General features: G+C 68.7%; 18 protein-coding genes. 6 read left to right on the forward strand and 12 right to left on the reverse strand.

All coding sequences use genetic code 11. From position 1 onward, the window contains the following. Window positions 1–45: 45 nt before the first annotated feature. On the forward strand, window positions 46–933 hold the full coding sequence (locus tag AC5P60_RS14145) for a LysR family transcriptional regulator (RefSeq protein ID WP_495201763.1): 888 nt from the start codon (window positions 46–48) through the stop codon (window positions 931–933). Here the strand turns inward: AC5P60_RS14145 and AC5P60_RS14150 are convergent. Next, on the reverse strand, window positions 902–1369 hold the full coding sequence (locus AC5P60_RS14150; RefSeq protein WP_005411992.1) for a YehS family protein: 468 nt from the start codon (window positions 1367–1369) through the stop codon (window positions 902–904). The two genes, AC5P60_RS14145 and AC5P60_RS14150, sit on opposite strands and share 32 nt — an antisense overlap. A gap of 83 nt (window positions 1370–1452) precedes the next feature. Here AC5P60_RS14150 and AC5P60_RS14155 point away from each other — a divergent pair, with 83 nt between their 5' ends. Next, a complete protein-coding gene (locus AC5P60_RS14155; RefSeq protein WP_005407755.1) occupies window positions 1453–1941 on the forward strand; it encodes a hypothetical protein in 489 nt (162 codons plus the stop codon). Window positions 1942–2039: 98 nt separating this feature from the next. After that, entirely contained in the window at window positions 2040–2792 is a 753-nt protein-coding gene (locus AC5P60_RS14160) for an SDR family NAD(P)-dependent oxidoreductase (protein ID WP_065183751.1), read from the forward strand. Between the two features lie 89 nt (window positions 2793–2881). Here AC5P60_RS14160 and AC5P60_RS14165 read toward each other — a convergent pair whose 3' ends face one another. The 4 genes from AC5P60_RS14165 to AC5P60_RS14180 all read right to left on the reverse strand — a co-directional run bounded on the left by AC5P60_RS14165 (window position 2882) and on the right by AC5P60_RS14180 (window position 7005). Then, entirely contained in the window at window positions 2882–3781 is a 900-nt protein-coding gene (locus AC5P60_RS14165; RefSeq protein WP_088436379.1) for an SPOR domain-containing protein, read from the reverse strand. 21 nt (window positions 3782–3802) lie between these two features. After that, complete coding sequence (gene argS / locus AC5P60_RS14170) at window positions 3803–5491, reverse strand: arginine--tRNA ligase (protein WP_012478915.1); 1689 nt, start codon at window positions 5489–5491, stop codon at window positions 3803–3805. Window positions 5492–5604: 113 nt separating this feature from the next. After that, entirely contained in the window at window positions 5605–6309 is a 705-nt protein-coding gene (gene radC / locus AC5P60_RS14175; protein ID WP_483693687.1) for a RadC family protein, read from the reverse strand. Window positions 6310–6378: 69 nt separating this feature from the next. Next, window positions 6379–7005, reverse strand: a complete 627-nt coding sequence (locus AC5P60_RS14180) for a response regulator (protein WP_033834997.1) — start codon at window positions 7003–7005, stop codon at window positions 6379–6381. A gap of 228 nt (window positions 7006–7233) precedes the next feature. Between AC5P60_RS14180 and coaBC the strand changes: the two genes are divergently transcribed. Genes coaBC through AC5P60_RS14195 form a run of 3 tightly spaced genes read left to right on the forward strand, consistent with a single transcriptional unit; the run spans window position 7234 to window position 11321 of the window. Then, window positions 7234–8496, forward strand: coding sequence for a bifunctional phosphopantothenoylcysteine decarboxylase/phosphopantothenate--cysteine ligase CoaBC (coaBC, locus tag AC5P60_RS14185; RefSeq protein ID WP_049449536.1), 1263 nt, complete (start codon window positions 7234–7236; stop codon window positions 8494–8496). Continuing rightward, entirely contained in the window at window positions 8493–8966 is a 474-nt protein-coding gene (dut, locus tag AC5P60_RS14190) for a dUTP diphosphatase (RefSeq protein WP_005411999.1), read from the forward strand. Before coaBC ends, dut begins: the two co-directional genes overlap by 4 nt. Window positions 8967–8978: 12 nt before the next feature. Next, on the forward strand, window positions 8979–11321 hold the full coding sequence (locus AC5P60_RS14195) for a phosphomannomutase/phosphoglucomutase (protein ID WP_033834999.1): 2343 nt from the start codon (window positions 8979–8981) through the stop codon (window positions 11319–11321). 96 nt (window positions 11322–11417) lie between these two features. On the opposite strand, the gene AC5P60_RS14200 is transcribed toward AC5P60_RS14195, so the two are convergent. The 7 genes from AC5P60_RS14200 to AC5P60_RS14230 all read right to left on the reverse strand — a co-directional run bounded on the left by AC5P60_RS14200 (window position 11418) and on the right by AC5P60_RS14230 (window position 20178). Then, window positions 11418–12131, reverse strand: coding sequence for a response regulator transcription factor (locus AC5P60_RS14200; protein ID WP_005412001.1), 714 nt, complete (start codon window positions 12129–12131; stop codon window positions 11418–11420). Beyond that, entirely contained in the window at window positions 12112–14772 is a 2661-nt protein-coding gene (locus tag AC5P60_RS14205; RefSeq protein ID WP_483693685.1) for an ATP-binding protein, read from the reverse strand. The genes AC5P60_RS14200 and AC5P60_RS14205 overlap by 20 nt, the downstream gene beginning before the upstream one ends. Window positions 14773–14808: 36 nt before the next feature. Beyond that, complete coding sequence (kdpC, locus tag AC5P60_RS14210) at window positions 14809–15459, reverse strand: potassium-transporting ATPase subunit KdpC (protein WP_111108769.1); 651 nt, start codon at window positions 15457–15459, stop codon at window positions 14809–14811. Further along, entirely contained in the window at window positions 15456–17513 is a 2058-nt protein-coding gene (gene kdpB / locus AC5P60_RS14215; protein WP_049453639.1) for a potassium-transporting ATPase subunit KdpB, read from the reverse strand. The genes kdpC and kdpB overlap by 4 nt, the downstream gene beginning before the upstream one ends. A 10-nt stretch (window positions 17514–17523) precedes the next feature. Continuing rightward, window positions 17524–19233 carry a potassium-transporting ATPase subunit KdpA gene (gene kdpA, locus AC5P60_RS14220; RefSeq protein WP_483693684.1) on the reverse strand — a complete coding sequence of 570 codons (1710 nt, stop codon included), beginning with the start codon at window positions 19231–19233 and terminating at the stop codon, window positions 17524–17526. A gap of 12 nt (window positions 19234–19245) precedes the next feature. Continuing rightward, window positions 19246–19338 carry a potassium-transporting ATPase subunit F gene (locus tag AC5P60_RS14225; protein WP_005407770.1) on the reverse strand — a complete coding sequence of 31 codons (93 nt, stop codon included), beginning with the start codon at window positions 19336–19338 and terminating at the stop codon, window positions 19246–19248. A 174-nt stretch (window positions 19339–19512) separates the two neighbouring features. After that, window positions 19513–20178 carry a hypothetical protein gene (locus AC5P60_RS14230; RefSeq protein WP_005407771.1) on the reverse strand — a complete coding sequence of 222 codons (666 nt, stop codon included), beginning with the start codon at window positions 20176–20178 and terminating at the stop codon, window positions 19513–19515. Window positions 20179–20185: the final 7 nt, after the last annotated feature.

Genomic DNA, 20185 nt, shown 5'->3' on the forward strand with positions numbered 1-20185 from the left:
AAATGAATCATCATCATCCATGCCATCTGGAAACGAGATAGTTGGATGAATCTCAAGCAGCTCGAGTTTGCCGTTGCCCTTGCCGAGGAGGGCAATTTCACCCGCGCCGCCGAACGCTGCCATGTGGTGCAGTCCGCGTTGAGCCACCAGATTGCCTACCTGGAGCAGGAACTGGGCACGCCGCTGTTCGAGCGCCTGCCGCGGCAGGTGCGGGCGACGGCAGCGGGTGAGGCGCTGCTGGTGCACGCACGCCAGGTGCTGGTCAGCCTGCGCCACCTGCGCGCCGATGTGGCGGCGGTGAGTGGCGAGGTGCGCGGGCTGCTGGCGATCGGGCAGATCTCCTCGCTGACCGATATCGATGTGGTGGCGATGCTGGCCGCGTTCCAGCAGGCGCAACCGCAGGTGGAATTCCAGTTGCGGGTGGACAAGAGCGAGGACCTGATCGCGCAGGTGCAGTCGCGTGACCTGGATGTTGCACTGGTGGGGTTGGCGCCTTCGGCCGGCCTGGACGGGGTCTGCCACCAGATGCTGCAGGAAGAAGACCTGGTGGCGGTGCTGGCCCCCTCGCATCGGCTGGCTAGGCGCAAGCGGCTGCCATTGACCGAATTGCAGGACGAGGCGCTGGTCGACTTCCCGCGCGGCACCGGTGCGCGGCGGCAGACCGACGATGCTTTCGTCGCCGCTGGCCTGCCGCACACGGTGCGTTTCGAGGTCAACCTGATGGAACTGGTGGAGCGCTTCGTCCGCCATGGTCTGGCGGTTGGCATCGTGCCGGCGCTGATCGCCGAAGGCTTCCAGGGCGTGGTGCGGATTCCGCTGCAGCCAACCCCGACCCGCCGCGTGCACCTGGTCTGGCAGCGGCTGCCGACACCGGCGGCGCGGGCGTTCGTCGAGGCCGTGCTCAGCCGCGCAGGCGCAGGCTCAGGCCCTTGAGGAAGTTGCGCAGCATCTGGTCCAGGCAACGCCGGTAGTTGGTGTGCCCGGGCTGGCGGAACAGCGCACCGACTTCCGACTTGGAGACGTTGAAACCGGCGCTGGCGAAGATCTCCATCAGATCGACGTCGCGCAGCTGGAACGCCACGCGCAGCTTCTTCAGCACCAGGTTGTTGTCGATGCGGGTTTCCACCGCGCGCTGCGGCTGGCTCTCGTCGCGACCGCGCAGGTGCACGATCAGGCCATCGAGGAAGTGCGCCAGCGCGCTGTCGCTCATCGCTTCGAAACCGGCTTCGTCCTCGCGGCGCAGCCAGGCCTTCACCTGTTCGGGATCCACGGCGAAGGCCGGGTCGGCCATCTGGCACAGGGTCACCACGTGGTGGTCGCCCAGGTCCAGGGAATAGCGCACGCTGCGCAGGACATCGTTGTTGATCATGGCCCATTGTACCGGGCCCTGGCGTGTCACCGGAGTGTCATCGAACCGCAGCATCGTGGGCACTCGTTCGCTGAGACCCTTGCATGCGCCGGTATCTGTTTTCCGCACTGCTGCTCGCCAGCAGCTTCGCTGCCTTCGCCCAGGACCGCTTCGTACCCGTCGAGCGGCGCCTGAGTGCATCCCAACTGGCCGAGGTCGGGCTCAGTCCAGCGCAGTTGCAGGCGCTGAACCGGGTACTGCGCGAGGCAGAGCGCGCGGCCACCGGGCCGACGGCAGCGGTGGCCCCCGCCGCTGCGCCGCTGCCTGCCAATGTGCCGGCACCGGCAGCAATGCATCTGGGCCTGGAAGAAGGACCGGTCAATGCACGCGTGGTCGGAGAGGTCGCAGGCTGGCAGCCCGGCACGCTGTTCACCCTTGATAACGGCCAGCAATGGCAGGTGATGAAGGGGCAGATGAAGCTGCGCAAGGTGCTGCAGTCGCCGCAGATCGCCGTTGTTCCAGGAATTGCCGGGCGCTGGTTCCTGCAGGTCGACGAAGACCTGCCCAAGGCCCGGGTATTCCGCGTGCGCTGAGCCGCGCACGCCTCGGGCGTGGTCAGCCGGCATCGGCAGCGCAAGGGCGGGCCGACGGTGCCAGAATGGGGGTCTGGTTTTCCCCCTGGAGTTGCCTGATGACCCGCACTGTCCTGATTACCGGCGCCACGTCCGGCTTCGGCGCCGCCGCCGTCCACCGCTTCGCCCAGGCCGGCTGGAAAGTGATCGCCACGGGCCGCCGTGGCGAACGCCTGCAGCCGCTGGTCGATCGCTACGGCAAGGACGTGGTGCATGCCGCCGCCTTCGACATCCGCGATCCGGTTGCGATGGAAGCGGCGCTGCTGGCACTGCCGCCCGCCTTTGGCGAGATCGATCTGCTGGTCAACAACGCCGGCCTGGCGCAGGGCACCGCGCCGGCACAGAGCGCCAAGTTGTCGGACTGGACCACGATGATCGACACCAACATCACCGCGCTGGTGACCCTGACCCACCGCCTGCTGCCGCAGCTGGTGGAGCGCAAGGGCGCGATCATCAACATCTCGTCGGTGGCCGGCGTCTACCCGTACCCGGGTGGCAACGCCTACGGTGGCACCAAGGCTTTCGTCAGCCAGTTCTCGCTGGGTCTGCGTTCGGACCTGCACGGTACCGGCGTGCGCGTGACCACGATCGAGCCAGGCATGGCTGAAACCGAGTTCACCGTGGTGCGTACCCACGGCGACCAGGCGGCGTCGGACAAGCTCTACAACGGCGCCAACCCGATGACCGCCGAAGACATCGCCGAACAGATCTTCTGGGTGGCCACGCTGCCGCCGCACCTGAACATCAATCGCCTGGAACTGATGCCGGTCAGCCAGTCCTTCGCCGGTTTCCAGGTCGCCCGCGAAGGCTGACCGCCGTTTGCAGAGTCGAGCATGGCTCGACTCTGCAGAAACAAGAAAAAGCCGGGCAATGCCCGGCTTTTTCATTCACAGCGGCAGGCTTACTGGGCCTTGATCGCCATCGCCTGCAGGCCGGTGCCATCCAGCTTCTGCTTGGCCTCGGACAGTTCACCGGCACTGCCATACGGCCCCATGCGCACGCGGTACACGGTCTTGCCGTTGATCTGTGCTGACTCCACGCGTGCCGCAAGTCCCATCATCGCCAGCTTGGCCTTGGTTGCTTCGGCATCGCCGGAGGCGCCGAAGGCGCCTGCCTGCAGGATATAGCGGGCGTTGTCGGCGGCCGCCGGTGCGGCAGTAGCCGGGGTACCCGCCGTTGCCGTTGCGGTTTCCGCGCGCGCTGCCGGCGTGGCGGCGGCGGTGCTGGTCGAGGCCGTGCTGGCCGGCGGCGTTGCCGCAGCCGGACGTTCACTCAGCGGTGCCGGCAGCGGACGGCTGGTGGCGGTCACCTGCGCGGTGCTGGACACGCTGGCGGTGGCCGCCGGTGCCGGTGCGGTCGTGGTCGCCGGCGGAACCGGCTTGCCTTCCAGTGCCGCCTGCGCGCGCTGCGCTTCGGCCTTGGCCCGGCGCTGGTCTTCGGCACGCGCGCTGGCGGCCAGTTCGGCGTCGGACATCTCGACTTCCTTGCCCGGCAGCAGGGTGTAGAAGTCGTACTGGGTGGCAGCCGGCTTTTCCGGTTCGGCCTGCTTCGGCGCAGCCGGCTGCGCGGCCGGCTGGGTACCGACATCGCTGTCGGCATCGGCGACCGGGGCCGGCTGCGCGTTCGGGTTCGGCTGCGGACCGGCGCGCAGGAAGCCATCGCCCTCGCCCTTGAACAGGTTCGGCGCCGCCAGGAACACCACGGCCGCGATCGCTACACCGGCCACCAGCCACACCCATCCGGGGGTGCCCTGGCTGCCGCTGTTGCGTCGTGCCTGGCTTTTGCCGCGTCGTGCTGCCATGTGTACTGCGTCTCCTGATGCTTACATTTTTTCCGGGGCGCTGACGCCCAGGAGTTCGAGGCCATTGGCCAGTACCTGGCGCGCCGCACAGGCCAGGGTCAGTTTGGCGTTGCGATCGGCGGCATCTTCCACCAGCACCGGCGTCCCGTGATACCACGTGTGGAACGCGTGCGCCAATTCACGCAGGTACTGCGCCACCAGATGCGGTTCCAGCGCCACGCCGGCCGCTTCCACCACTTCCGGATAGCGCGAGATCTCGTTCATCAGCAGCAGCGAGGCATCGTCGGCCAGGCGGCCGAGGTTGGCCAGGCCGTTGCCCTGCTCGTACACCAGGCCCTTCTCCTGCGCCTGGCGCAGCAGGCTGCAGACGCGGGCATGCGCGTACTGCACGTAGAACACCGGGTTGTCGTTGCTCTGCTGGCGGGCCAGGTCGATGTCGAAGGTCAGCTGCGAATCGGGCTTGCGCGCGATCAGGAACCAGCGGGTGGCATCGCGGCCGGCTTCCTCGATCAGGTCGCGCAGGGTGAAGTAGCTGCCGGCACGCTTGGACAGCTTCACTTCCTCGCCGCCACGCATGACGGTGACCATCTGGTGCAGCACGTATTCCGGCCAGCCCTGCGGGATGCCCACTTCCATCGCCTGCAGGCCGGCGCGCACGCGGGCCAGCGAGCCGTGGTGGTCGGCGCCCAGCTCGGTGATCGCGCGCTCGTAGCCGCGCTGCCACTTGGACAGGTGGTAGGCCACGTCGGGCACGAAGTAGGTGAAGGTGCCGTCGGACTTGCGCATCACGCGGTCCTTGTCGTCACCGAAGTCGGTGCTGCGCAGCCACAGCGCGCCACCTTCTTCATAGGTATGACCCGACGCCTGCAGCTTGGCCACCGCTTCGGCTACCTTGCCGTCGGCGTACAGCGAGCTTTCCAGGAAATAGATGTCGAAGTCGACGCCGAACGCGGCCAGGTCCAGGTTCTGCTCGTTGCGCAGGTAGGCCACGGCGAAGCGGCGGATCGCCTGCATGTCGTCCGGGTCCTTGGCGCCGACCACGGTGCTGCCTTCCAGGTCGACGCTGGCGCCGGCCATGTAGGCGCGGGCGACGTCGGCGATGTACTCACCGCGGTAGCCACCTTCCGGCCAGCCGTCCTGGTCCGGCGCGATGCCCTTGATCCGTGCCTGGGTGGACAGCGCCAGGTTCTCGATCTGCACGCCGGCGTCGTTGTAGTAGAACTCACGCTTGGCGTTCCAGCCGTTGGCATCGAGCACGCGCGCCACGCAGTCGCCGATCGCCGCCGCGCGGCCATGGCCGACATGCAGCGGGCCGGTCGGGTTGGCCGACACGTACTCCACGCCCACCGTGCGGCCATTGCCGGACAGGTTGCGACCGTAGTCGTGGGCTTCCTTGATGACCGACGCGGCTTCGCGCTGGTACGCGGCCGGGGCCAGGTGGAAGTTGATGAAGCCGGGGCCGGCGATCTCGACCTTGCTCACGTCCTCGCTGCGCGGCAGCGCCTCGACCAGCGCCTGCGCCAGTGCGCGCGGATTGCTGCGCGCGGCCTTGGCCAGCAGCATCGCGGCGTTGGTGGCGAAGTCGCCGTGGTCGCGGGTCTTCGGGCGCTCGACCACGAAGTCCGGCGGCAGGGAGTCGGCGGGCAGGGTGCCATTGGCGCGCAAGGCTTCGATGCCTTGGCTGATCAGGGCGCGGAGGAGATTTTTCACGAGGCCTGCTGTGAGAATGAGCGGCGGAATCGCCCATTTTAGCGCAGATACCCACGCCCACGCTGACCAGAACATGCCTGTGGGGGCGGCCGATGGCGCCTGAAGGGCCGCGCTCAGCCGAACAGCCGCGGCTGGGGCGGGGATAGCAGGCCCCGTTCAGCAAATGAAACGGGACGGCCCTCGCCGACCACGAAGTGGTCCAGCAGGCGCACGTCCACCATCGCCAGCGCCTGCTGCAGTTCGTCGGTGATGCGGGTATCGGCGCTGGAGGGTTCCGGGTCGCCGGAAGGGTGGTTGTGGCTGAGGATCACCGCCGCCGCGTTGTGCAGCAGAGCGCGCCGCACCACTTCGCGGGGGTAGACCGGTGCGGTGTTGATGGTGCCGTGGAACAGCTCTTCACAGGCGATCAGGCGGTGGCGGTTGTCCAGGAACAGGGCCATGAAGACCTCGCGGGCCTGGCCACGCAGCCGGTGCTGCAGGTAGCGGCCGACCGCCGCCGGATTGTTGCCAACCGCCTCGCCGTGCTCCAGCTCGGCCGCCAGGTAGCGATGGGCCAGTTCCAGCCCGGCAGCAAGCGTGCAACTGCGTGCCGGGCCGAGCCCGGGCAGGCGGGCGAGCTCGGCGGCGGGGCGGTCGAGCAGTACCCGCAACGGGCCGTGCGCCTGCAGCAGGTCGCGCGCGGTCTGCACGGCATCGCGGCCACCGAACCCGGAGCCGAGAAACAGGGCCAGCAGTTCGGCGTCGGAAAGTGCCGTGGGCCCGCGCGCGATCAGCTTCTCGCGGGGGCGTTCCTGTTCGGGCCAGTCATGGATGGGCATGGCCCATCATCGCCAGACCTTGCGGTGGCTCCCATCGGGGCATGCCGCGGACTGGGGTCGGAGGTTGCCTCAGCCGCGCCGGGTCTGCAGGTAGTCGAACAGTTCCTGGTTGTTCTGCAGGCCCAGTTTGCGCTTGGCTTCGGCCTTCTGCCGGCTGATGGTCTTCGGGCTGCGCCCGCAGCGCTCGGCGACTTCGTTCACGCTGAGGCCGGCTGCCAGCAGCTCCAGCACTTCCTGTTCGCGTGCCGACAACGGCGCCGGCTGACGCGGAAACAGCAGGTCGCGCGCCTGCAGGTGGTGGCGCAGCTGCTGGGAGACGAATACCTGCCCGGCCAGCGCGGCGTTCAGCGCGTGGGGCAGTTCGGCGAAATCGGCGCACTTGTCGACCAGGCCACTGATACCCTCCCGCAGCAGGCTGTCCAGCAGGCCGGGATGGCGGGCGCCGGTCAGCACCACCACCGGCAGGCCAGGGCGGCGCATGCGCAGCGCGTCGATCAGCTCCGGACCGTCCGGACCGGCACCCGGCATCGACAGGTCGGTCAGCACCGCATCGCAGTCGTGGTGATCCACCAGCTCCAGCAGCTGGGCGCCGTCGCGCGCACTGCCGACGATGTCCATCAGGTAGGTCTGCAGCACGATACGGATGCCATGCAGGACCACGGGATGGTCGTCGGCGATGATGATGCGCGGATGCACGCGGCTCCTCGAAGGTCGGACAGGCCACGGCGGGCGGCAGCCAATGCCTGATTCTGCAAAAGCGCAGACCCGTAGAGGTATAGGAAAGGTCCGAAACTGGTGCCGGGTGAATCCCGGGTCAACGGAGACGGACTCCATCTGCTGATAGCCGCCCGCTATGTGCGCCCTGCACCGGGACATTACCGACCATCGGGTAAGCTAGCGCCCTCGTTTGCACAGGAATTCCAGGTGGCTGACTCCCCCAACGCTTCCCCCGCGCCGGCCCGCGCGCTGGAAGGTCAGAAACTGCTGTTGTGCGTCGGAGGCGGGATCGCGGCCTACAAGGCCCTGGAACTGGTGCGGCGCCTGCGCGACGCCGGTGCCCAGGTGCAGGTGGCGATGACCGCCGGAGCACAGCAGTTCGTCACTCCGCTCAGTTTCCAGGCCCTGTCCGGGCAGCCCACCCGCACCACGCTGTGGGACAGCGCCGCCGAACAGGCCATGGGCCACATCGAGCTGGCCCGCTGGGCCGACCGCATCGTGGTCGCCCCGGGTACCGCCGATCTGCTGGCCCGGCTGGCCCAGGGCCACGCCGATGATCTGGTCAGCACCCTGTGCCTGGCCAGTACCGCGCCACTGACGATCTGCCCGGCGATGAACCACCGCATGTGGCTGCATCCGGCCACCCAGGCCAACATCGCCCTGCTGCGCCAGCGCGGCGCGCAGGTGGTCGGCCCGGTCGACGGTCCGCTGGCCGAAGGCGAGTCCGGTCCCGGCCGTCTGGCCGAACCGGGCGACATCGTTGCCGCGCTGGCTGCCAATGGCAGTGCTGCAGCGGCGGTTGTCGCACCGGAAACCCGCGCGCTGCAGGGCCTTCGCCTGCTGATCAGCGCTGGCCCGACCTATGAAGACATCGATCCGGTGCGCTACGTCGGCAACCGCAGCAGCGGCAAGATGGGCTTTGCCCTGGCCGCGGCCGCCGCGACGATGGGCGCCCAGGTGGTGCTGGTCAGCGGACCGGTACAGCTGCCGACGCCAGCCGGCGTGCAGCGCGTGGACGTGCGCTCGGCCGCGCAGATGCGCGATGCCGTGCTGAAGTCGTTGCCGGCCGACATCTATATCGGTGCCGCCGCGGTGTCCGACTACACGCCACGCCAGGTCGCGCCGCAGAAGCTGAAGAAGACCGCCGACAGCCAGTCGCTGGTGATCGAGCTGGTGCGCACGCCGGACATCCTCGCCGAAGTCGCTGCACAGACACAGTCGCTGAAGCTGGTGGTCGGCTTCGCCGCCGAGACCCACGACGTGGAGAAATATGCGCGTGGCAAGCTGGTCGACAAGCGCCTGGACCTGGTGATCGCCAACCAGGTCGGCATCAGCGGTGGTGGATTCGAGAGTGACAACAACGCCGCCACGGCCTTCTGGCAGGACGGTGAACAGGTATTCCCGGCCACCTCCAAGCGCGAGCTGGCCGAACAACTGCTGGCGCTGATCGCGCGGAGACTCCAGGCATGACCCAGGCTTTCACTTCCCAACCGCTGCAGGTCAAGCTGCTTGATCCGCGTTTCGGCGACAGCTGGCCGCTGCCCGCCTACGCCACCGAAGCCAGTGCCGGCATGGACCTGCGCGCGGCGCTGGATACCGCGCTGACCCTGCAGCCGGGCGACACCGCGCTGGTGCCCAGCGGCCTAGCCATCCATATCGCCGATCCGCACCTGTGCGCGGTGATCCTGCCGCGTTCCGGGCTGGGCCACCGCCACGGCATCGTGCTCGGCAACGGCACCGGCCTGATCGACGCCGATTACCAGGGCCCGTTGCTGATCAGCGTCTGGAACCGTGGCCGCGAGGCCTTCACCATCGAGCCGGGCGATCGCATCGCGCAGCTGGTGGTCGTGCCGATTGCCCGCGTCAGCCTGCAGGTGGTGGATACTTTCACCGACAGCGTGCGGGGAACGGGTGGATTCGGCCATACCGGGGTGCGTTGACGGGGGACATTGATGAGCGGCATCGGGGAAGGGCAGCGGGAACGGTCGTTGGGACGCAGTGCGCCACTACTGGGGGTGCTGCTGGTCCTGCTGGCCGGCTGGTTCGGATGGAGCGCGGTGCAGCAATGGCGGCAGGAGTCCAATGGCCAGGCGCTGGAAGAAGCGCGTGACCAGGCCGTGCAGGGCTTGCAGGAGGCCGCAGCCGGCCAGCTGAAGCAGCTGCAGCAGCAGTTGAAGAACGAACGCGTGCAGCAGGCACTGCAGGCCGGTGACGCCGCGGCAGCGGCGCTGGCCGTGCGCGAGAGCTGGACCGGCGTGGAGCAGGCTGACGTGCTGACCGCCGATCTGGCCACGGCCTATGCCGACCCGGCCACCTTCGGCTACGCACGCCTGGCCCTGCTGGAACAAGCGCTGGCCGAGGGCAAGCCTGGCCTGCGCGTGGTGCGCGATGCAGGTGGCAATCGCCTGGGTCTGGCGGCTCCGGTGCAGCTGGGCAGCCTTGGCCCGGCAGTGCTCTACGTGCGCCAGCCATTGCTGCGGCTGACCTCGCCGCTGGACCAGGTGAGCGCCCCGTCCACCGGTTTCCTCGGCCTGCGCCAAGGCACGCATGACCTCGTTGCCCAGGGCGACGCCGGCCTGGCCGAGAGCGCCGAAGCGCTGGCGCGCCCGGTTCCGGGCACGCCGTTGCGGCTGGTGGCCGCCGTACCGAATGTCGAAGCGGGTCCACTGGGCCTGGGTTCGCTGGCCAGTGCCATCGTCGCGCTGCTGCTGGCGTTCATCGCCGTGCTGCTGGTGGTGGGTAGAGGCCGGCTGCCGAAGTCGCTGCCGTTGCCGCGCCGTGCGGCCGTGGCGGAAGCGGATCATGGCCCGACCCTGAGCGAGAGCCTGCAGATGGCGCCGCCACCGGTGGCCGCCGCCAGCGCCGCGGACACTGCGCCGCCGCCGCCACCGGTCCCTGCCGGGGAACTGGCCGCCGGCATCTTCCGCGCCTACGACATCCGTGGCGTGGTCGGCAGCGAACTGACGCCGAAGACCGCCGCGCTGATCGGCCAGGCCATCGGTACCGTGGCGCTGGAACAGGGCCTGCGCGAGGTGGTGATCGGCCGTGATGGCCGCCTGTCCGGCCCGGAACTGGCTGCGGGATTGGCCGAGGGCCTGCGTCGCACCGGTTGCGCGGTGATCGACGTCGGCCTGGCACCGACGCCGGTCGTCTATTACGCCGCCTTCCACCTGCGTACCGGCACCTGCGTGGCGGTCACCGGCAGTCATAACCCGCCCGAGTACAACGGCTTCAAGGTGGTCATCGGCGGCGAGACGCTGTCAGGCGATGCCATCACCGATCTCTACCAGCGCATCGTCGAGGGGCGCCTGGCGCAGGCGGCCGAGCCGGGCGATTACCAGCAGCGCGATGTCAGTGCCGACTACATCCAGCGCATCGCCGACGACGTGCAGCTGGACCGCCCGTTGAAGGTCGTGGCCGATGCCGGCAACGGCGTTGCCGGTGCGCTTGCACCACAGCTGCTGGAAGCCATCGGCGCCGAAGTCATCCCGCTGTACTGCGATGTCGACGGTACCTTCCCCAACCATCATCCCGACCCGAGCGAGCCGGCCAACCTGGAAGACCTGGTGCAGACGGTCAAGCGCTTCGGCGCCGACCTCGGCGTCGCCTTCGACGGCGACGGAGACCGGTTGGGCGTGGTCACCGGCGAAGGCAGGATCATCTATGCCGACCGCCTGCTGATGCTGTTCGCCGCCGACGTGCTGATGCGCAACCCCGGCGCGATGGTGATCTACGACGTGAAGTGCACCGGCAAGCTGTCCGATCACGTGCTGCGCAATGGTGGCAGCCCGTTGATGTGGAAGACCGGGCACTCGCTGATGAAGGCGAAGATGCGCGAGACCGATGCCGAGCTGGCCGGCGAGATGAGCGGCCACTTCTTCTTCAAGGAGCGCTGGTTCGGTTTCGACGATGGCCTGTATGCCGCCGCACGACTGCTGGAGATCCTGGCGCAGCGCGAGGAAACCCCGGACGAGGTGCTGGCCGAGCTGCCGGAGATGGTGGCCACGCCGGAACTGAAGGTGCCGGTGGCCGAAGGCACGCCGCACGCGCTGGTGGCGATGCTGGTGGCGGCGGCACAGTCGCCGGAGAATCCGTACGTGGGTGGGCGGCTGTCGACCATCGACGGCCTGCGCGTGGACTTCCCCGATGGTTGGGGCCTGGTGCGCGCGTCCAACACCACGCCGGTGCTGGTGCTGCGCTTCGAGGGCAACGACGAGGCGGCACTGGAGCGCATCCAGGCGCTGTTCCGCAGCCAGCTGCAACCGGTGCTGGGCGACACCCCGCTGGGGTTCTGACCCCTTTGGAAGCTGCAGCAGAATGGGTAGTGCCGGCCGCTGGCCGGCAAGCCCATGAACCTCACACACCCTGCAGTTGCCGGCCTGCGGCCGGCACTACCCCTTGAAACGCAAGCCCACGCCTGGCTCGGTGAACAGGTAGCGCGAATCCAGCGCTGAATCACCCAGCTTGTGCCGCAGCTTGCCGACCAGGATGCGCAGGTAATGGGTGTCGTGCTGGTGGGTCGGGCCCCAGATTTCCTGGAGGATCTGCGGCTGGGTCACCACCCGCCCGGCATTGCGCAGCAGCAGCGACAGCAGCGCGTACTCCTTGCGGGTCAGCGCCACCGGCTCGCCATCCAGCGCCACTTCGCGGCGTACGAGATCCACATGCAGATGGCCATCGTCGAACACCGGTGGCGTGCCGTCGCTGGGCACGCTGCGTGTGCGCAGCAGCGCCCGCACCCGCGCCATCAGCTCCTGGGTGCCGAACGGCTTGGTCACGTAGTCATTGGCGCCGGTATCCAGTGCGCGCACCTTTTCGGCTTCACCCGCACGCACGGTCAGCATGATCACCGGCACCTGGCTCCACTGCCGCAGTTGCTCCAGCACCTCATGGCCTTCCATGTCCGGCAGGCCGATGTCCAGGATCACCAGGTCCATGTCCTCGCTGGCCGCCAGCTGCAGGCCTTCCTGGCCGGTGGCCGCCTGCCGCACCTGGTAGCCCTGCGCGCGCAGGCTGATGTCCAGGAACCGGCGGATCTGGGTTTCATCATCGATCACCAGCACGCGCGGGGCCGGCGCGCTGGCGTCAATCGGAGTCGGGCTCATCGTGGGAGGCTGGCTTGAGCAGGGGCAGGGTGATGCGGATCAGGGTACCGCGACCGTCGCGTCCGGGCAGCGCCTGCACGCTGCCGCCATGCGCACCGACCATGCCCTGGCAGATGGTCAGGCCCAGGCCGGTGCCGTGGCGGCCACGGTCGCCGCGCTCGACGCTGTAGAACATGTCGAAGATGCGCGCGCGCTCGTCATCGGGAATGCCGGGGCCGGCATCAATCACATCGATGCGCAGCTGTCCGTCCAGTTCGCGCGCCTGCACCTGCACGGCGGCATCGGGTGGCGAGAACTTGGCCGCGTTCTCCATCACGTTGAACACCGCCTGTTCAACCAGCGCCGGGTGTACCCAGATCGGCGCGAGCGTGGCCGGAATATCCAGCTCCAGCCGCACCTTGGGCTGGTAGCGCTGCAGGCGCCGCGCCGCTGAGCCGATCAGCTCGTCCACGCCGATCCAGTCGCGGTTGATCTTCAACCCTTCGTGGCCGAGCCGGGTCATGTCCAGCAGGTTCTGGATGTAGCGGTCCAGCCGCTCGCCTTCGACCAGGATGGTGTCCAGCAGGGCACGGCGATCAGCCGTATCCATCGCCGCACCGTAGCTGGCCAGGCTGTCGGCCGAACCGATCATCGCCGCCAGCGGCGAGCGCAGGTCGTGTGACACCGAAGAGAGCAGGGCCGAGCGCAGCCGCTCGGTCTCGTTGCTGACGTGGGCCTGCTCCAGTTCGGCCACCAGCCGCGTGCGCAGCGCGGCCTGGGCGATGTCGTCGACCATCGCCTCGGCCAGCTGCCGCTGCTCCGGCAGCAGGCGCGCCTGTGCGCCGGGCAGGTAAAGGCCCGCCACGCCGATGGCGCGGTCTTCGCCATCCAGCAGCGGCAGGAACCACCATTGCGCACCGGCCAGGGTGTCGGTGAAGCGCCCGCTCGGCTGGCCGTGGCGCAGTGCCCAATCGGCGGCGGCCAAGTCGGTATCGCCCGGCTGGCTGCGGCCACCGGTTGCGGTATCGGCGCCGATCCGTAGCCACGCTGGAACGTCCATGGCCTGTTCCAGTGCATGCCGACCCGCCTGTGCCACCTCGCCGTTGCCGGCCGCGCTGGCCAGCTGCCGTCCCAGCTGCTGGCGCGCACGCGCATGTCGATTCGCCGCACGCAGCGCGATCACCTGCATGCGCAGGCGCGAGGCCAGGCGTCCGGCCACCAGCGCGGCGGCCAGGAACAGGAACACGGTGATCACGCCCTGGCGCGCGCCGATGGCGAAGGTGAAGCGCGGCGCGATGAACAGGAAGTTGTAGGCGAGGAAGCACAGGATCGCCGCCATCACCGCCACGCTGGCACGCGTGCGTGCGGCCACCAGCACCACCGCCACGATGAACACCATCGACAGGTCGGCCATGCCGACCCAGCGTTCGGCCAGCCATGCCACCGCACAGGCCAGCGCGGTGGCGATCAGCGCCTGCACCGGTTCGTAGCTGATGCCGCGCATCGGCGGCAGCAGGCCCTCCCGGCGCGAGCGCGCACGTGCCTGCGGGGTGCTGATGATGGTGATCTCGTAATGCGCGCCGCGCTGGATCAGCTGCTGGGTCAGGGTGCGGTTGAACATCCGCGCCAGTGGACGTTCGCGGGTCCGGCCGAGCACCAGGGTCGACACGCCGTTGTGCGCGGCATGGTCGAGCAGGGCATCGGCGATGCTTGATCCGTGCAGCAGTTCGGCGTCGCCGCCGAGGCGCCGTGCCAATGCGAAGGCCGCATCGATCTCGCGCCGGGTCGCCTCGTCCTGGCGTCGGCCCTGCACGGTCACCACCGTCCACGGCGCATCGCGGCGTTCGGCGATGCGCCGCGCCACCCGCACCAGGTACTCGCTCTGACCGCCGCCATCAATGGCCACCAGCACGCCACGACGCAGTGGCAGGTTGCTCTCGCCGCGCGCGGCGCGCGCTTCACGCAGGCTGCTGTCGACGCGGTCGGCGGCCTCCTGCATGGCCAGCTCGCGCAGTGCGGTGAGGTTGGCCGGCGAGAAGAACGCCTGCAGCGCCTGCGCGGCCTGTTCGGGCACATAGACCTTGCCCTGCTGCAGGCGCGCGATCAGCTCGCGCGGCGGCAGGTCGACCAGCACGATGTCATGCAGGCGGTCGAGCACCCCATCCGGCACGGTCTCGCTGACCCGCACACCGGTGATGCGCATCACCACGTCATTGAGGCTTTCCAGATGCTGGATGTTGACCGTGGTCCAGACGTCGATGCCGGCATCCAGCACCTCCATCACATCCTGCCAGCGCCGCTCGTGGCGGCTACCCGGGGCATTGCGGTGTGCCAGTTCGTCCACCAGCACCAGCGCCGGATGCCGTGCGAGCACGGCATCCAGGTCCATCTCCTGCAGCACATGGCCGTGGTAGTCCACGTCCTTCAGCGGCAGCTGTGGCAGCCCCTCCAGCAGCGCCTGGGTATCGGCGCGGCCATGGGTTTCCACCAGCCCGACCACCAGGTCAACGCCGCGGCGCAGCTGTTCCTGCGCGCGGGTCAGCATGGTGTAGGTCTTGCCCACGCCCGGCGCCGCGCCGAGGAACACGGTCAGCTTGCCGCCGGCTTCGCGTTGCAGGCCTTCAACCAGGGCATCGGCCTGGCGGGTACGCGCATCAGTCATGGGTGCCATTGTGCGCGCAGCCGGTGCAGGCCGGCATCACGGCGCCTTGGCCGCGTGGTCCAGCGCGAAGTTCAGCGTCACCACGTTCACCCGCGGCTGGCCGAACAGGCCCCACTGGCGACCTTCGGTATGCGCCTGCACCAGTGCCTGCACGCGTTCCACCGGCAGGCCACGGGCACGCGCCACGCGGGCTACCTGCAACTGCGCTGCAGCCGGTGACAGCTGAGGATCCAGGCCGCCGGCGGACTGGGTGACCAGGTCCGCAGGAACCTGCGCCGGGGCAACGCCTTCGCGTGCGGCCACCGCCGCGGTGCTGGCGGCAACACGCTCGGCCAGCGCCGGGTTGCTGCGCGCCATGTTGGAACCGGCTGCCGCCATCGGGTCGTAGTTGGCCGCCGACGGACGTGCCTGGAAGTAGCCGTCACCGGCGAACGGCTGCGACAGCCACGCCGAGCCGCGCACCTGGCCGCTGCCATCGCGCAGCAGGCTGCCCTCGGCCTGGGTCGGGTAGGCCAGGCCGGCGAAACCGGTGGCGATACCGGCGTAGACCGCACCGGCCAGCAGCAGGGTGGCCAGGCCCAGGCCGATCGCCGGGCGCCAGCTGGCGCCGTCCTGCAGGCTGGCCACGCAGGCCTCGGCCTTCGGTTCGCGGGACAGGGAAGTGGATTTGGAAGCAGAACGGTTCATGCGCCGAATACCAGGACAAGAAGGAGGTCGATCAGCTTGATCGCCGCGAACGGCAGCAGCACGCCGCCGAGGCCGTACACCAGCATGTTCCGGCGCAGCAGCGCCGTTGCGGTGGCCGGGCGGAAGCGCACGCCACGCAGGGCGAGCGGGATCAGGGCGGGAATCACCAGGGCGTTGAAGATCAGCGCCGCCAGCACCGCGTTGCGAGGGCTCGACAGCTGCATCACGTTCAGTGCGGCCATGGCCGGAACCGCAGCGGCAAACAGCGCCGGCAGGATCGCGAAGTACTTGGACACGTCGTTGGCCAGCGAGAAGGTGGTCAGCGCACCGCGGGTGATCAGCTGCTGCTTGCCTACTTCCACCACTGCCAGCAGCTTGGCCGGGTCCGAATCGAGGTCGACCATGTTGCCGGCCTCTTTCGCCGCCTGCGTACCGGAGTTCATCGCCAGGCCGATGTCGGCCTGGGCCAGTGCCGGGGCATCGTTGGTACCGTCACCGACCATCGCCACCAGGCGGCCACCGGCCTGCTCCTGGCGGATGCGCGCCAGCTTGTCTTCCGGTCGGGCCTCGGCGATGTAGTCATCGACGCCGGCTTCGGCAGCGATCGCGGCGGCGGTCAGCGGGTTGTCGCCGGTGATCATCACCGTGCGGATGCCCATCGCCCGCAGCTGCGCGAATTTCTCGCGCATGCCGTGCTTGACCACGTCCGACAGCTCGATCACGCCCAGCACGTGGCGGCCCTCGGCCACCACCAGCGGGGTGGCACCGTTGCGTGCGACCTGCTCGACGCGGCCGGCCAGTTCAGCCGGTACATTGCCGCCCAGCGCCTGTACGTGGGCACGGATCGCATCGGCGGCGCCCTTGCGGATCTGCCGCCCATGTTCAAGATCCACGCCGGACATGCGGGTCTGCGCACTGAACGCCAGGTACTCGGCGTGGTCCGGTTCGGCGGTGGCGCAGCCCTGTTCGCGCGCCAGGCGCACGATCGACTTGCCTTCCGGGGTCGGGTCGGCCAGCGAGGACAACAGCGCCGCTTCACGCAGCTGGCTGGCATCGATACCGGCCAACGGATGGAAGTGGCTGGCCTGGCGGTCGCCGTAGGTGATGGTGCCGGTCTTGTCCAGCAGCAGCACGTCCACGTCTCCCGCGACTTCCACCGCCTTGCCCGACTTGGCCAGCACGTTGGCGGCCAACGCGCGGTTCATGCCGGCGATGCCGATGGCCGGCAGCAGGCCGCCGATGGTGGTCGGGATCAGGCAGACCAGAAGCGCGATCAGCAGCAGCGGGTCAACCTGCACGCCTACCGCCGCGCCGATGGCCGGCAGCGTCGCCACCACCACCAGGAAGGTCAGCGTCATCGCCGCCAGCAGCAGGGTCAGTGCGATCTCGTTCGGCGTCTTCTGCCGGTTGGCGCCTTCCACCAGCGCGATCATCCGGTCCAGGAAGCTGTGGCCCGGCTCGGCGGTCACCCGCACGATGATCTGGTCGGACAGCACCTTGGTTCCGCCGATCACACCGGAACGGTCGGTACCGGCTTCGCGCAGCACCGGTGCCGATTCGCCGGTCACCGCTGCTTCGTTGATGGTGGCCAGGCCCTGCACGATCTCGCCATCGGCCGGTACCAGCTCACCGGCACTGACGATCACATGGTCGCCCGGGCGCAGCTCGGCGGCTGGCAGCTGGGTTTCCGCGGCACCCGGCTGCGGTGCGGCCAGGCGGCGCGCCACCAGGTCCTGGCGGGCGCGGCGCAGCGATGCGGCCTGGCCACGGCCACGTGCTTCGGCCACGGCTTCGGCGAAATTGCCGAACAGCACGGTCACCAGCAGGATCGCGGTCACCGCCAGGCCAAAGCCCAGCGGCGCATTGCCGGTCAGGGTGACGATCGCGGCCACGATCGTGCCGGCCATCACCACCGCCATCACCGGGCTGCGCACCAGATGCATCGGCGACAGCTTGCGCACTGCCTCGACCAGTGCGCGGCGCAGACCTGCGCCATCCAGCAGGGCAGGGCGCGGTGCGAGGGAACTACGGGTTGAACTTGCATGGGTACTCATTGCGGTGTCCTCAGTGCAGTCCCAGGCTCAGGTGGTCGGCGATCGGGCCGAGTACCAGCGCCGGCATGAACTGCAGCACGGTCAGGATGACGATCACCGAGACCAGGGTCAGGGCGAAGGTCGGCGTTTCGATCTGCAGGCTGCCGGCAGACTCCGGCGCCTGGCGCTTGGCAGCCAGCTGTGCAGCCACCACCAGCGGGATGATCAGCAGCGGGAAGCGACCCAGCAGCAGTACCAGCGAGCAGCTCAGGTTCCACCACAGCGTGGCGTCACCCAGCCCCTCGAAGCCCGAACCGTTGTTGGCATAGGCCGAGACGTACTCGTAGAACACCTGGCTGATGCCATGGAAGCCGGGATTGGAGGTGCCGGCCAGACCGGGCACGGCCAGGGTGATCGCGGTGAACACCAGCAGGGTGATCGGCTGCAGCAGCACCAGCAGGGCCAGCAGGCGTACCTGTGGCGTCTCCAGCTTGCGGCCGAACAGTTCCGGCGTACGCCCGGTCATCAACCCGGCCAGGAACACGCCCAGCAGCAGGTACACGATGAACTGCTGCAGGCCGCAGCCGATGCCGCCCCAGATCGCGCTGACCAGCATGTTGACCATCGCGATGCCGCCACTGAGCGGCGCCAGCGAATCGTGCATGCCGTTGACCGAGCCGTTGGAGACCTGGGTGGTCACCGCCGCCCACAGCGCAGTGCCGTCGGCGCCGAAGCGCACTTCCTTGCCTTCCATCAGCAGCGGGGTGGCGGCGCTGGCGCTATGCCCTTCGCTCCACATCATCGCGCCGGTGGACAGCAGCGACATGCCCAGCATGCAGCTGAACACCAGGGCGCCGAAGCGGCGCCGGCCGGTGAACGCGCCGATCATGAAGATCACCGCCATCGGCACCAGCAGGATGCCGACGATCTCCAGCGCGTTCGACAGCGGGGTCGGGTTCTCCAGCGGGAAGCTGCTGTTCGGGCCGTACCAGCCGCCGCCGTTGGCGCCCAGCTGCTTGGCTGCGACCATCGCCGCCACCGGTCCCAACGGCAGTTTCTGTTCGGCCATGCCGGCGCTGGCATCGATCGGCGTGGCCTGTGGGCCACCGGCCATCGTCGACGGCACGCCCTGACTGGTCAGCACCAGCGTCCACACCAGGCACAGCGGCAGCAGGAAGCGCACGCACAGGCGCACCACGTCCACGTAGTAGTTGCCCACCGCCACCTGGCGGTCATCGCCGGCCCCGGTGGTCGCCGCAGCCTGCGGCGCACGCGAGAACAACGCGCGCAGCGTCGCCACCGCCAGCGCCAGGCCCATCATCGGCGTCACCACCTGCAGGCCGGTGATGCCGGTCATCTGCGAGAAGTAGGACAGCTGCGCCTGGCCCGAATAGTGCTGCTGGTTGGTGTTGGTCAGGAACGAGATCATCGTGTGCAGCGCGGTGTCCCAGCGCATGTTCGGGATCTGGTCCGGGTTCAACGGCAAGCAGGCCTGGGTCATGAACACCGCCTGGGTCAGCACCGCGACCACCACGTTGCTCAGCACGAAGGCCAGCACATAGCCGCGCCAGGACATGGCGCGCGATGGATCGACGCCAAGCACCTTGTACAGCGGCTTCTCGATCCAATGGAACAGCACGTCGACCTTCATCGGCGTGCCGCGCATCACGCGCGCCAGGTACAGGCCCAGCGGCCACGCCAGCAGCAGGCTGGCGGCAATAATCACAAGCATCTCAGTCATGGCCGGCTCCGCTCAGAACGACTCGGGCCGCAGCACGACATAAAGGAGATAGGCGGCGGCAACCAGCACCAGCACGCCACACAACAACGACAGCCAGGGGGACATTGCAATAGCGTCCTGGTGGAACCCCTCCACCTCAGGCCGCCATCGTCGTCCTACCCCCCATAAACGCACTACGCGCCGGACCGGGCCGACGCGTAAAGAGTGCATAAATTCCGTGGGCCAACCCGTAACCAGGCCCGGGGTAGCGCCGGGCCATGCCCGGCGGAGGTCGCGCCGTCAGCCCGCCGGAGCGTCCGCCGGCACCAGCCCCTTCAGCTCGCGATAGCGCTGCAGGGTGCTGTCGATCTCGGCCTTCAACGCCTGCTGCTGCTGCACCAGCCCGGCCTGCAGGCGCTGCTGCGCCTGCAGCTGCGCATGCCGCTTGCGGATCGCCTCGGCCTGCTTGTCGGCCACCTTGGCGCCGGCCAGCTCGCGGTCTCCCGCCGCCGACAGCAGCGCCACCAGCGACTCACGCAGGCTGGTGACGTTGTACTCGGCGGTCTTCAGGTTGTTGTCCAGCACTTCCTGGCGCTCGGCAAACACCCGGCGCAGGTCGGCCTCGCTGCCGTAGGTGGACAACATGGCCTGCTCGGTGCGCTGGCGGGTCTGCTCGGCCATCAGGTCCAGCTGTTGCTGCTGCGCAGCGGTGCTGGCAGCGGCACGCTCCTCGTCGGTCAACGCGCGCTGGACCTGCGCATTGCGCAGGCCCGTGCTCGCATTGAATTCCTCGCGGGCATGGTTGACCGCGTCGGCCGGCAGCGAATCACTGCAGATCCGCTCCTTGCCCTCGTTCCAGCAGTACAGCTTCTTTTCCGCCTTGCCGCTGTCGCGCGACTGCGCCGGTACGGTGAATGGCACGACCAGCAGCAGGCCGGCGAAGAGGACAGCAGGAACTCGGGACATGACCTTT

Source organism: Stenotrophomonas sp. YJH_SMC_120 (genome assembly GCF_059368675.1).

Bases quoted from the DNA above. Each gene is read 5' to 3' on its own strand.
- kdpB (WP_049453639.1), bottom strand. From the start codon at position 17,513: ATGAGTACCCATGCAAGTTCAACCCGTAGTTCCCTCGCACCGCGCCCT.
- AC5P60_RS14155 (WP_005407755.1), top strand. From the start codon at position 1,453: ATGCGCCGGTATCTGTTTTCCGCACTGCTGCTCGCCAGCAGCTTCGCT.
- AC5P60_RS14145 (WP_495201763.1), top strand. From the start codon at position 46: ATGAATCTCAAGCAGCTCGAGTTTGCCGTTGCCCTTGCCGAGGAGGGC.
- AC5P60_RS14195 (WP_033834999.1), top strand. From the start codon at position 8,979: ATGAGCGGCATCGGGGAAGGGCAGCGGGAACGGTCGTTGGGACGCAGT.
- AC5P60_RS14165 (WP_088436379.1), bottom strand. From the start codon at position 3,781: ATGGCAGCACGACGCGGCAAAAGCCAGGCACGACGCAACAGCGGCAGC.
- radC (WP_483693687.1), bottom strand. From the start codon at position 6,309: ATGCCCATCCATGACTGGCCCGAACAGGAACGCCCCCGCGAGAAGCTG.
- kdpC (WP_111108769.1), bottom strand. From the start codon at position 15,459: ATGAACCGTTCTGCTTCCAAATCCACTTCCCTGTCCCGCGAACCGAAG.
- AC5P60_RS14225 (WP_005407770.1), bottom strand. From the start codon at position 19,338: ATGTCCCCCTGGCTGTCGTTGTTGTGTGGCGTGCTGGTGCTGGTTGCC.
- kdpA (WP_483693684.1), bottom strand. From the start codon at position 19,233: ATGACTGAGATGCTTGTGATTATTGCCGCCAGCCTGCTGCTGGCGTGG.
- AC5P60_RS14150 (WP_005411992.1), bottom strand. From the start codon at position 1,369: ATGATCAACAACGATGTCCTGCGCAGCGTGCGCTATTCCCTGGACCTG.
- AC5P60_RS14230 (WP_005407771.1), bottom strand. From the start codon at position 20,178: ATGTCCCGAGTTCCTGCTGTCCTCTTCGCCGGCCTGCTGCTGGTCGTG.
- AC5P60_RS14160 (WP_065183751.1), top strand. From the start codon at position 2,040: ATGACCCGCACTGTCCTGATTACCGGCGCCACGTCCGGCTTCGGCGCC.
- AC5P60_RS14200 (WP_005412001.1), bottom strand. From the start codon at position 12,131: ATGAGCCCGACTCCGATTGACGCCAGCGCGCCGGCCCCGCGCGTGCTG.
- AC5P60_RS14205 (WP_483693685.1), bottom strand. From the start codon at position 14,772: ATGACTGATGCGCGTACCCGCCAGGCCGATGCCCTGGTTGAAGGCCTG.
- dut (WP_005411999.1), top strand. From the start codon at position 8,493: ATGACCCAGGCTTTCACTTCCCAACCGCTGCAGGTCAAGCTGCTTGAT.